Raw genomic sequence first — 13230 nt, 5'->3', positions numbered from 1 at the left:
AATCTGCATTCAAAAGTAGTTAAATTAATTGTAGAGTAATTAGAGCTATAAATTACTAATAATAAAACACCTTAATTGAATATTTATAGGCTAAAAGCGACTTGAAAGTGATGTGTTTTTGTTAATAAGTGTTTATTATTGAACATTATAAACACTTGATTTTTAGTTTTTAAAAATATAACTTCGCTTAACGTCTGATAAAAAACATTAAAATGATTTTTTATTAACGAAACATTAGCATTCATGTCAAAAACCCAAGACGACAATTATGAGTCTAAATGAAAGGTCAATAAAAAGCGCATTTGACAAATCTTCAGGAGAAATTCTTGAAGCAGATAAAATATTTCAAAAATCTAATGACCCATTCAAAATAAGGAGACGCTATCATGCAAAGGAAATTGAACTTTCGTGCCTTGAATGTCAACAAGATTTAGCAGTATCTGATAGTAAATATAATAGACTTTACTTTAAACATAAACATGGTCATTCTTATTGTATATTATCTGATGGAAATTTGACACCAAAAGAACAGGATGTTTTTAATAGGATTTTAATAGCTAAAGAAAGTGAACGCCACATTGAATTAAAAAACAAAATTGGAACACTACTAAAACATGTTGACGGTGTTGATTCTTCTGCAATATCAATTGATGATAAATTTATTATTTTAGGAGATGAGAAAAGACGACCAGATGTTTACTGTAAATATAAAGACAAAGAACTTGTTTTTGAAATTCAACTTTCTGACCTTTCCCTTGCTTATATATTAAGTCGTTATGAATTTTACAAGAAGCATGAAATTTATCTAATTTGGATACTTGATGATTTTGATATCCATAATCAAGGAACACTTGAAAGAGATATAAAATATCTAACTAAGTATGAAAATTTCTTCAAACTTGATGAAAATTCAGATTCATTTAAACTCAAATGTGAATACAAATTCCCATTCTTGACTAATGAAAATCAATTACTTACAAAATGGCTTAATAAATCAGTTTCCATTTCACAATTAAAATTTGACAGTTCTGCATTTCAGGCTTATTTCTACAATTTTGGGGATAACAGGACTAATACGGAAAAAGAACAAAAAATAAGAAATGAAGAGATTCAGAAACTTGAAAAATTAAGACTTGAAGAATTAAAACTCCAAGAAGCGAAGGAAAAAGCTGAAAACATAATATTAAAAATTCAAGAATTAAGGAAGAAGAAATATTTCAGTTTTGAAAATGTGAAGAACAGAATCGATGAACTTTCACATTTCGAATTAAAAATACTTAATTCAAAAATTGCTTTAAAATCAAGACAAACACCAATAATCAAATGGTTTAAGTCAGCAAAAAATGAAGATATCCCATTTCTAGACTTTCTAATTAATTGCAGAAAAATTGACAAGGATATTAATGAAAAAACTCAAAAGAATACAACTGTTTTACAGACTTTAATAGAAAATGAAAAAATTAAGGAGTATGAAAAAATTATTCTTGTAAAGAAACTATTAGAGTTTGACTATGAGCTTGATTCAATAGATGAAGCAAAATTAAATAGATTATTATCTAATCCTGATAAAATATTCCTATTTGAAACTTGTAATAAGCTTAAAAACAGAAGTTTAGTTCCTTTGGTTTTTGATCATCCTGAGATTTTGCAAATAATTGAATCAGCCAAAAGACAAGAACTAATCGTATATAAATATAAAACCAAGAAGTGGGTTCAATTGGCTAATCTAGCGATTCAGTTTTACAAGGAGTATTGGGAGTATATCGAATTAGCTTTTAGATATTATGACACATGGAAATTGGTTGAAGAAGAAGATTCAAAAAAATCATTTTCAAGAAAGTTGCATAATTATTATTCAGAAATGCCTCAACAAAATTTTGAAATTGACGAATTAATAAATGAATTATACCCAGAGATTTATGCAGGAATCGAATATAAATAAAACATGAAATGCTAACAATATATAAAAATAATAGCCGGTTCAGTACTAAAATCAAGGGTTGTAGCCCGCTTCAACTTCTGAGTAACTTGACAAGAATGTGCCACGCAATCGGCTACAATTCTTACACCAAAAGCTAAGCGAAACCCTAAACATTTATAAATTACAACCTATACAACATAGTTAAAATAACACCTTTACCATCTCCCAAATCAATACTCAACAATTGTTTCTCTTCTTTCACTTTAAAATAAAAAGGAGAAGCCAATAAATTTATACCACTTTGCTTTTTTAGTCTAATACCTTGTCCAGAAATAATGTCTTTGTTTGGAGTAAAGTCGTCTTTAGGCAGATGTTCTGTTAATATAATGTATTTGTATTGGGTGAGTTTATTAAGTATGCTTTGTATTTCAAAATTAGAGAGGTGTTGTAATACTTGCCTTAATAATACACAATCTCCAGAAGGTAAATTATCTACTGCAATATCCAAACATTGGAATTCTAAATTATCTGCTTTAAAATGTGTTTTGTTGTAATCTATAAGGTCTGTAACAATATCGATTGCAACATACTTTTTAGTGTGTTCTACTAATTGTTTTCCTATGTTAAAATCGCCACAACCAAAATCGCACAAAACAAGTGGTGTTTTAAAAGATTTTAAAAACGAGGTTACAACATTTATATATGGATTTACAAGTTCTGGATTATGTGAGCCTTCACCAGAATAAAAAGAAGTGTTATTGTTTCCCCAAAGATTTAAGGCGTAAACCTGCTCCATAGCAGCTTTGGTTGGCCATGGTTTTTTTAAGGTTTTTTTGTTCATAATTAACTAAAGCTAAACATTTACATTTCTTCTAAAGCCAAAGTATAATCGTACTGCAAATCTTCATGCAAAGCAAAAACCTTTTTAGTTATGGCTTCAATATTACGCTCGTAAATATTAGTAAGCGTTGTATTTCTAGAAATAGAAGGTTTCATTGCTTTTAATTGTTTACAAAAATAGAGTAGGAGTTCTACTTCGGTTTCTTTATTAAGCGAATAACGAATGTACTTTTTAGTGTTTCTTAGTATTTTACGAACACTTTTTTTAATGTAGAAAAAGCTGTCTGTGTTAATAAGCTCGAACTGCTCATCTATTTCTGCTTTTACGGTTTCTATATAACCAGCTTCGCTATCTGCTTCAAAAAGTAAATAGGTAAGTAGCTCTTTGTTTTCCTTTTTAAAACGCGATAAACGTAAGCAAAGCTCTGCCAACTCTTCGCTAGACTTGTGCTTTAGTTCTTTTCTTATGGTAACAACTGAGACTGCTTTCATATTTATTACTTTTAAAAAAAAGGATTTTTAAATTAGTTTTTGTTAGTCCTTTAAAATCTTCGATTCACGATTTCAAATATAATAGATTCCTGTCTTCGCAGGAATGACAAAGTTTAGATTTTATAATGTTTCTTTATCGTACGTTTTACTTTAAAAAGTCTAACCATTCCAATAATAAGAATTACTGGTGAAATAATAGTTAATATAATACCGAAGGTTTTAAGCTCTGTTAAAAACTCAAGTTTAAGTATGGTTATTCCAGAGCCTAAAAACACAACAAACGTTCTAAAATAAGCCAAAAACGTACGTTCATTAGCTAGTTTAGTACGTTCTATGGCTAACCAATCTCTTGTTGTTAGGTCGTTTTCGTTAATCATAAAATTATCCTTTTAACAAATTTACACTAACTGTAGCTAAATCGCTATCTGGAAATCTTGAAAAATGATTGCTATCTGGTTTTAAACCAGCTTCTTCTGCAATTTTATTAAAAACAGCAACCTCTAAAATGTATTGATCGCTATAACCATGCGTAGCATCGTAAGCTGTTGCTGCAGTTTTGCTAATATTTTTTGATGTTAATTCTGGGTTTATAGTATGTAATTCTATAATTAATAAGCCAAATTGTTCTACATAAGGTTTCCATTTTTGTAAATGCTCTAAAAGAGAATCTTCTACCAAATTATTGCTAATACGCTTGCCTTTATATGCAAATGCACCAGAAGAATTGCTTATACGTTTTGTTGGGTTTTTTGGTGCTTCCCAAATACGATTATGATCTAGAAAGGTACGAACGTTAAGTAAATCTTTAAGTTCAATGTTGTAATCTTCTCGTAAATCGTTTGCTAGTAAATCTGGTCTGCCAATGTCTCCCCAAATTACTTTAGCCCAAATATCTGCTTTTATTAAATTGGCTCGTGTTACTTTTAAAGCCGCTTTATTAAAATCTGCTCCAACGAGTAAAAGTGGATGTTCTTCAAGCATTTTACCACGTAAAGTTTGGTGCTCAATTACATCGAAAATATGCTGAATAAAAGCACCATTGCCACAACCCATATCTAGTATGCCTTTTGGTTGCTCGTCTATTGGTTTGTTAAAGAGTTTAATAATAACCTGGTCTATAACTTTAAAGTAAGTAGAGTGTGCTCCACCACTTCCCCAAACATTCATTTCTCTATCTACATGTTTTTCGGTTTCACCTTCTTCAGATTTTAATACTAATGGATTACCAAAAAGTAGTTCATCTAACTGCAAAAAGGTTGGCAAATAAGATACTGTAACACCATAAGCTGAAGCACGTTTAGCAAAAAATAAACCTTCGTCTGTAAATTGATAGTTTCTGTTTTTCTTTTTAAACCACCCAATATGACTTAGAAAGTCTAATATTTTTTTAAAACTTTCTGGATCTTTATGGTATTCTTCGGCAGAGAAAGAAGCTTCCATAAAATATTTATGAAACAACCCATTAACACCTAACATTACAGTAATTGGTGCAACAATACAACCTTCTATATGCTTTAAAACTTGATAAGCTACAGTATTTTCTTCTGGTGTAGCTAAACCATAATTATTATTGTATTTTTTAAATATGCGCTCTAAAACAATAAAGGCGTCAGTACCAATATTTCGCTCTTCGGGAAAGCGAGCAGCATAACTTAATAAATTTACAGCATCTTCATATAAATAGGCTAATTTAAATGCGAGTTCACTATTTTTATTTGTGGAATAGGTTACTGTATTGTTTTTATTATCTATGTTTTGTTCTAACCAACCTTGAGAACACAACACTCTTAGTGCAATATTTAAATAACCATCATTAGCATTAAACGCTGTTACTATTTTTGAAAGTTCTATAGATTTATTTTTTAACAGAAACTCTAAAACACCTTTTTTATGTAACGAGAACATAGTGGTAGCAGTTGCTATACCATCAAGATGTCTAAAAATAGTTCCTCTTAGTTGTACTTTGTCTTTTTTTGTAAGCATTTTTTAATATTATAGTTTAAAGATATAAAAAAAAGCGCTTACTAAATGCAAGCACTTTATAGCAGAATAATAAACTGCAAATAATAAAATATTTTAAAACAGAAATCTATCTTAATTTTGGATAATCATTTGGATTGTTCTCATGCATTACATCGTAAATAGCTTCATATATATCTTCAGCGGAAGGTTTAGAGAAATAATCACCATCTGTTCCATATGCTGGTCTGTGAGGCTTTGCAGCTAATGTTTTAGGCGCACAATCTAAATACTGATAACCATTTTGCTTGTTCAGTATTTGGTCTAACAAATAAGCCGATGCACCTCCAGGAACATCTTCATCTATAATCATTAAGCGGTTAGTTTTTGCTAAACTCTTAACAACATCATGGTTTATATCGAAAGGCAATAGGGATTGTGCATCAACAACTTCTATATCGATACCAACTTGTAGTAACTCTTTAGCGACTTCTTGTACAATTCTTAAAGTAGAACCATAAGAAACAACAGTTATGTCTTTTCCTTCTTTTACAGTTTCTACAACACCAATAGGCGTTTTAAATTCACCAAAATTGGTTGGTTTTTTTTCTTTAAGCCTGTAGCCATTTAAGCATTCTACAACTAGAGCAGGTTCATCGCTTTCTAGTAAAGTATTATAAAAGCCGGCAGCTTTAGTCATATTTCTAGGCACTAATACATGAATACCACGTATTAGGTTTAAAACACCTCCTAATTGAGATCCAGAATGCCAAATGCCTTCTAATCTATGTCCACGAGTACGCACAATTAATGGTGCTTTTTGGCGACCTTTAGTTCTGTAATGTACAGTAGCAAGATCGTCACTCATTATTTGAAGCGCATACATAATGTAATCTAAATATTGAATTTCTGCAATTGGTCTTAAACCACGCATTGCCATACCAATACCTTGACCAATAATAGTAGCTTCACGAATACCAGCATCTGCGATACGTAATTCACCATATTTTTCTTGTAGTCCTTCTAAGCCTTGATTTACATCACCAATATTTCCTGCATCTTCACCAAAAATCAACGATTCTGGATATTTGCTAAAAATAGCATCAAAATTATCTCTTAAAACTACACGACCATCAACATCTTCATTATTAGCATCGTAAAGCGGTAATACTTCTTTAATGTTTTTGGCAGCAGTTATCGTTTCATTATGTAAATGAGAACTGTATTTTGGTTGAATTAATTTGAAATATCCATCAATCCAATCTGTTAATTGTGTTTTAGCTGAAGAATTTTCAGAAACAACATATCTAAGTACTCGTCTTGCAGCAGAAACTAAATCTTTACGAGCTGGTTCTGTTATAGCAGTTAAATCGTTATTAATTTTTTCAATAAAAACTCTGTTTGTACTTGCTGCAGCAACTTGAGTAATAATTGTAGAAATGTCATTTCTTTCTGCTATAATTGGATTTAAATACGCATTCCAAGCAGCTTTTTTACCTTCTCTAACTTCTTTTTTAATTGCTTTTTCTATGGTAGTTAATTCTTCGTCTGTAGAAATTCCAGTTTCTATCATCCATTTTCTTAACTGCACATTACAGTCCATTTTCGCTTCCCAATCTAAACGGTCTTTGTCTTTATAGCGTTCGTGAGAACCAGAGGTAGAGTGTCCTTGAGGCTGTGTTAGTTCGTTTACATGTATTAAAACAGGCACATGCTCTGTTCTAGATACTCTTGCAGCTTCTTGATATGTTTCTATTAGTGCAACATAGTCCCAACCTTTAACACGAAGAATTTCGTAACCTTTAGCTTCATTATCTCGTTGAAAACCACTTAATATTTCAGATATATTTTCTTTAGTTGTTTGGTGTCTTGCATGAACAGAAATACCATATTCATCGTCCCAAACACTAACAACCATTGGTACTTGTAAAACACCAGCAGCATTAATGGTTTCGAAAAACAAACCTTCGCTTGTACTTGCATTTCCTATTGTTCCCCAAGCAATTTCATTTCCTTTGTCTGAAAACTTAGTTGTATCTATTCCGTTTACATTTCTGTAAATTTTAGAAGCTTGTGCTAAACCTAAAAGTCTGGGCATTTGTCCTGCTGTAGGCGAAATATCTGAGCTTGAATTTTTTTGTTTTGTAAGGTTATTCCAGTTACCGTTTTCGTCTAAACTAAAAGTAGAAAAGTGTCCACCCATTTGTCGACCTCCAGACATTGGTTCTAAATTAATATCTGTATTGGCATATAAACCAGAAAAAAATTGCTGGATTGTTAATTGACCAATTGCCATCATAAAGGTTTGGTCTCTGTAATAGCCAGATCTAAAGTCTCCATTAGCAAAGGCTTTTGCCCAAGCTAGTTGTGGTACTTCTTTTCCATCTCCAAAAATACCAAATTTAGCTTTTCCTGTTAATACTTCACGACGACCAAGTAAGCTACATTCTCGACTTGTTACAGCTATTTTATAATCTTCTAAAACTTGTGTTTTAAAATCATTAAACGATAACTCTTTTTTTAACTCGGAATTTGTGCTCATGGTTAACTGCTTTTTTTGGAATACAAATTTAAAGAATAAAAGTTATTTTTGCAATAGGAAACTATCTTAAAAAAATACCAAATTTTTAATAATAAGATGTTTTAATTGTGAATAATGTATAATTACGCAATTAAACAAAAAACTTTTGAGGATAACTCAAAAAAAACTAATACCACCTTCGTGTAAATAATTTAAGTAGTGTTTTTGGAGATAGCGTTACTATAAAACGAATGCTTTGGTCGTAATTAGGTTGTCCAATTTCCCATCCTAAATTAGAGTATATTGGAAGATATAACTCAAAATAGTCTTCTACTAAATTTAAGCGAATGCCAGAATCGTAAACAAATTTAGGATTTGTACCGTGGTTTTTTACTAAACCTAAATCGCCATAAGCCATAATATAGCGCCAAATAGTTGTGCTACCATTAGCTGTAGTAATCCATTGGTTTGCAAATGCTGGTTCTAGTTGAGATTTAAAGCCACCTTCTGAAACCACTAATTGCTGACTTAGTAATCCTGCTTCTTCTGAGCGACCAAGATAATCGTAATCGAATAAGTAATCTGTTGGTCTGTCTAAAGCAAAACTAAAAAAATCTGTTGTTTCAAATGTTTGGTTATATAAAAAGGTACCTGCGAAGAGTCTTAAATTATACTGTCTATTGCTTTGTGTTAATGTTCTAAATTCTGCAGTAGCAGATAGTTTACCAAAGTTATTAGCTAACTGTAAGTCTGTATTCCAAGAAGTAAAGTTCTTTAAATTAGGATTACTTTGTCCATAGCGAGCATTAAACACGCTATATTTTGGCTCTCCATCTGTTTCAAATTCACCTGTTGGGTCGACCTCTCTATCGATATTTACATATCTAAAATTTAAGAAGCTTTTTCGGTTGTCTCTAAGGTTATTAGGGTCTCTAAATCTAAAATCTATAAAAGGTGTGTAAGAAGTATAAGATAATTCTGGTGCGTAGTTAAAGTTTTCTCCACTAATACCATATTTAGTATAATAATTTTTTGAATATTCTTTACGGTCAACGTAGCTTACAGAGGCACTACCAACTAATTGTTTACTTTTTATACCGTATTTTGGACTAACACGGTATAAAAAATTTTTAGATAAAAGTGTTTTATTATAAAGTTTTAAACCAGGAGAAAAACCATCGTAAAAATTATAGGCAAATTCAGGTATAAAAAATACTTGACTGTAATTAGGGTCTTCAATATCTTTAAACAGTCTAAATTGAAGTGGTTTGTTATTAGATAAAAAACCACCTAAAGATTTCCAGTTGTTTCTTAAATTCATTTCTGGAATAGTACTATCGTAATTAAGAGCTAATTTATCTGCATCATTGTTTACTATGGTTATTGTTTTGTAACCTTTAAATCCTTCAATCCATTGTTTAGATAATACACTATCATTTTTTACTGTAAATAAAGAGACAGGCATTAAATGGTCTTTTTTATTTTTAATAGTAATTATTAAAGAGTCTTCGGTTTTTTTAACTTTTTTAATTTTAAAATCTATTTTTTTACTACTTCCAACATAATCATCAAAAAACCAATCGATATTTTTATCTGTTTTTTCTTTAATATGGGTTTTAAAATCATTGGCAGTAGTTGTTTTTAACTTATTTTCTTTTAAAAATTGTGTAAGTATAACATCCATTACATTGCCATCCATGTATTTGTCTAAATAGTTTAAACCAACTCCTGCTTTGTATTTGTTTGCAATATTCTTGTTAAATTTAAGAAGAGAATCTTTCGCCATATCCAAAGGTTGATCTATATTAGAGCGTGCCATGTGCATGTAAAGGAAGTTGTATTGGTCATTAAATTTTAAATCTGAAGCATGAAATGCTCTTACTCCCCAAATATTAGCCAGATTTCCTAAAATCTTCATGTCTGGATAATTTTCTTCAACATATTTTATTAAATAATACGTTTGTATACCATCTAAAACCCATTGGTCCTTTCTTGGATTTATTAGTAGCGTGTTTTCAAGATAATTATGTAATGTTGTTTTCAGTATTTTTAATTCGTATTGAAAAGTATCAGAAAACGGACGCACAAAATCTGGTAATAAATTTAGGCCGTAAATAGGGCTTTTTTTGTAGTCAATTTTTGTTAGTAATACTTTTTTATGTGGATAATCTCCAAGATTATTAGAAATAAAACCGGCAACCTTATCCGTAATTACTGCTATTTCTTCAGGCTTTAGATTTTCTTGATCTATATTAGACTCTACAGTAAAAAAATCTGTTTCAACTGTTTTATAAGTGTTTGTTTTGTTTAAAAATAGCTTAGAGTTAATACGATTATTTCCTTTAAGTACTGTTGATTTAGTTCCGTTTTTGTTACTATTTTCTGTGGATTCTTCATCTAACTCACTTATTAAAGTAAAATTATTTGGGTAGTTAATTTTTAAACTAATATCTGATTTAGGTATAAAAGCATCGTCTAAATTTTTATTACTAAAATAATGCCATTCGCCATCAAAAACAGAAGGTGTAATATACCAATACCTTAAATTATAATCGCCTTTGTTTGTAATACCATAACGTGTAAATTTATCGTTAGGGATTTGTACAATATAGTTAAGTTTAAGTGTATAGATTTCTTTTGGTAATAGTGGTTTATTTAGTACTACTTTTATAATATCTGGTTTGTTTTCTAGACGATTAAAGCTAGTTTCTATATTGTTTTGTTTAATTGAATTAATAATAGTGAAACCACGATCTTCTTCTTTAGCAAAATGAAATGTATTTTTAAATTCATCTGCAAACCACTCTGCTAATGGTGTGTTTTTTGCAGAATAACTATGACTCCAGTCTGTTAAATAGATTGTATCTAAAGCAACATTTGAAGCATTAAAGTATTCTATAGATTGTTCAATATTAATGCTTTTATTTTCAATATCGAAAGTAGCATCAATAGCGAGTTTGTTCTGGCTAGTTGCCAAAAAACATAAGAATAGACATAATAAAAAAGAGCTTAAATTTAGATTCAATTGACTTTTATAAACTTTAAAGATTTAACATTTACACCATTTAATACAACATAATATAATCCGTTTGAATATGAAGTTGTATTAATAATTAATTCTTCATTATCTTTAATAGAAACGGTTTCTATTGTTTGTCCCAATGTGTTGTATATACTTACGTAATTAGCAAAAGTTGGTTTTCTATTTGCTTTAATTTTAAGCTGGTTTTTAATAATATTAGTGCCTAATATTTTAAAAGTTATAGAATTTTCTTCAAATTCGTCTACGCTTAAAAGGTTTTCTGTAGTGGTTATGTTAATAGTAACGGGAAGATGATCGCTAAAATTGTGTAAAGCATTTCTAATTGTAAAACTATAATCATTTCCTGCACAATCTAAAGAGTTAATTGGGTTGTTGTAACAATTAATATTTGCGTTATTTCCAAACACTTTATAACTTCCATTTTCAAACTGTAATTCTGGATTGTTTTGCATGTTTTGAGAGGTTAATATAAAATCGAAACGATCATCGAAACCTCCAGAAGCTCCTCCTAAAGAAGTTGTAGTTCTTGTAGATTGCGTAAATACATCTATGTAATTAGTATTATTGTGCCAACTGCCCATTCGATTTGCAGGATCAATAAACGTAATATTATTATCGGTATCTAAAAATTCTTGAAATCCATCTTCACTATTAGTGTAAAAATTAAAATCGCCTCCAAATAAAACGTACTCCGAACTAGGAAAAGTGTCTAAATAAGCAGTTAAGTCTTGAGCCATTTGAAAGCGTAAAGCAGCATTAGCTGTACCACTAGAAGCTTTTAAATGTGCTACAATCACATTTAATATAATTGGATTTGTATCTTTATTTACAGTGTTTAGCTTTAATACATAATGATTAAAATCTCTAAATATAGTTGTTACTTCGGCTTGAGACTCTAAACTAAACTTAGTGCTGTCGTAATAAATTAGGTTTTGCAAGTCGTTTTGATCACCAATAGTATCGTCTGAAGAATTTAAAACAAAATTTGCCATAACATAATTGGCATTAATATTTTGTTGTATTCTATTTAATATAGTAGTTGCACCAGTTGCATTATTAAGTTCGCATACCATCAACAAATCTGGTTGATAATCTGTTAAAACAACCTCTAAATCATTTAATCTAGAGGCTGCAGGTTCCTGTAAAGGAAAGTTAAGCAAGTTATAAAACATGGTTTTAAAGGTTTCTTGCGAAAAACTAATATTGCAACTTAAAGCAGTAAAAAATAGAATTAGGGAAATCTTATTTTTCATCATTAATGTGTATAAATCAATTTTAAAAGTTAGGACTTAAGCCATATTCTTTATAGAATGCGTCTAAAATACTCACGACTTCTTCTTCTGTATCTACTAAGTGAATTAAGTCTAAATCTTCAGGACTTACATTACTAAACTTATCTAGCATTGTCGCTTTTACCCAATCCATTAAACCAGACCAGAAATCTGTGCCTACTAGAATAATTGGAAATTTTTCAATTTTATTAGTTTGAATTAATGTAATTGCTTCAAACAATTCGTCCAAAGTTCCAAAACCTCCTGGCATAACCACAAAGCCTTGAGAATATTTTACAAACATTACTTTTCTTACAAAAAAGTAATCAAAATCTAAGCTCTTATCGTTATCGATATACGGATTGTCATGTTGTTCGAAAGGTAAATCGATATTTAATCCAACCGAAGTTCCTCCTGCTAAATGTGCACCTTTATTACCAGCTTCCATAATTCCTGGTCCACCACCTGTTATAACACCATAGCCAGCTTCGCAAATACTTTTTGCAACACTTTCTGCCAATTTGTAATATTTATGATCTGGTTTTGTTCTTGCAGAACCAAAAATAGAAACACAAGGTCCTATTTGACTCATTTTTTCAAATCCGTTAACAAACTCTCCCATAATCTTGAAGATTGCCCAAGAATCGTTTGTTTTATTTTCGTTCCAACCTTTTGGATGTAGTTCTTTTCTCATAATTATAAGTAATTAGTATTCAGTGGTTTAAATATTTTAAATATTGTTTCTATTTTTTCTTTTTTCAACTTACTAATTTAGTTCTTTTTTTAAGAATTTAGCCGTATAACTTTTTTTGTGTTTTGCAACCTCTTCTGGAATGCCTTTAACAACTATCTGTCCACCACCTTGTCCTCCTTCGTAGCCAACATCTATAATGTAATCTACCGTTTTAATAACATCTAGATTATGTTCTATAATTAATACGGTATTGCCTTTGTCTGCTAACTTATTCAAGACAATCATAAGCACTCTTATATCTTCAAAATGTAGTCCTGTAGTTGGCTCGTCAAGAATATAAAAGGTATTTCCAGTATCGCGTTTACTTAATTCTGTCGCTAATTTTATACGTTGAGCTTCACCACCAGATAATGTTGTGCTTTGCTGTCCAAGAGTAATGTAACCTAAACCAACATCTTTAATGGTTTTAAGTTTTCGGTTAATTTTTGG

9 protein-coding genes and 1 pseudogene are annotated in these 13230 nt (G+C 30.3%); 1 reads left to right on the top strand and 9 read right to left on the bottom strand.

The features are described from left to right. Nucleotides 1-268 precede the first annotated feature (268 nt). A complete protein-coding gene (locus Q0C58_RS02760) occupies nt 269-1942 on the top strand; it encodes a DUF6035 family protein (RefSeq protein ID WP_290697182.1) in 1674 nt (557 codons plus the stop codon). A gap of 160 nt (nt 1943-2102) precedes the next feature. Here Q0C58_RS02760 and Q0C58_RS02755 read toward each other — a convergent pair whose 3' ends face one another. From Q0C58_RS02755 to Q0C58_RS02715, 9 genes and pseudogenes are all read right to left on the bottom strand, one after another. Then, nucleotides 2103-2762, bottom strand: a complete 660-nt coding sequence (locus Q0C58_RS02755; RefSeq protein ID WP_290697179.1) for a class I SAM-dependent methyltransferase — start codon at nt 2760-2762, stop codon at nt 2103-2105. A gap of 20 nt (nt 2763-2782) precedes the next feature. After that, nucleotides 2783-3253, bottom strand: coding sequence for a hypothetical protein (locus Q0C58_RS02750; RefSeq protein WP_290697177.1), 471 nt, complete (start codon nt 3251-3253; stop codon nt 2783-2785). A 113-nt stretch (nt 3254-3366) separates the two neighbouring features. Continuing rightward, the gene (locus Q0C58_RS02745; protein ID WP_290697173.1) at nt 3367-3630 is read right to left on the bottom strand and encodes a DUF202 domain-containing protein; all 264 of its coding nucleotides are present in this window, start codon (nt 3628-3630) and stop codon (nt 3367-3369) included. 4 nt (nt 3631-3634) lie between these two features. After that, nucleotides 3635-5236: a class I SAM-dependent methyltransferase gene (locus Q0C58_RS02740; protein WP_290697170.1), complete on the bottom strand. Its 1602-nt coding sequence runs from the start codon at nt 5234-5236 to the stop codon at nt 3635-3637. 106 nt (nt 5237-5342) lie between these two features. After that, nucleotides 5343-7754 (bottom strand): thiamine pyrophosphate-dependent enzyme, encoded by a 2412-nt coding sequence (locus tag Q0C58_RS02735; protein ID WP_290697167.1) that lies wholly within the window; start codon nt 7752-7754, stop codon nt 5343-5345. 166 nt (nt 7755-7920) lie between these two features. Further along, entirely contained in the window at nt 7921-10710 is a 2790-nt protein-coding gene (locus Q0C58_RS02730; RefSeq protein WP_290697164.1) for a metalloprotease, read from the bottom strand. Between the two features lie 44 nt (nt 10711-10754). Continuing rightward, the gene (locus tag Q0C58_RS02725; protein ID WP_290697162.1) at nt 10755-12029 is read right to left on the bottom strand and encodes a hypothetical protein; all 1275 of its coding nucleotides are present in this window, start codon (nt 12027-12029) and stop codon (nt 10755-10757) included. A gap of 22 nt (nt 12030-12051) precedes the next feature. After that, nucleotides 12052-12741, bottom strand: coding sequence for a TIGR00730 family Rossman fold protein (locus Q0C58_RS02720; RefSeq protein ID WP_290697156.1), 690 nt, complete (start codon nt 12739-12741; stop codon nt 12052-12054). Between the two features lie 72 nt (nt 12742-12813). Next, a pseudogene (locus Q0C58_RS02715) lies at nt 12814-13230 on the bottom strand (excinuclease ABC subunit UvrA); the annotation flags it as partial.

Source organism: Lacinutrix sp., from assembly GCF_023299985.1.
Classification (GTDB): domain Bacteria; phylum Bacteroidota; class Bacteroidia; order Flavobacteriales; family Flavobacteriaceae; genus Lacinutrix.
The sequence above is the reverse complement of the archived record's forward strand: the minus strand, read 5'-3'. Positions and strand labels throughout refer to the sequence as shown.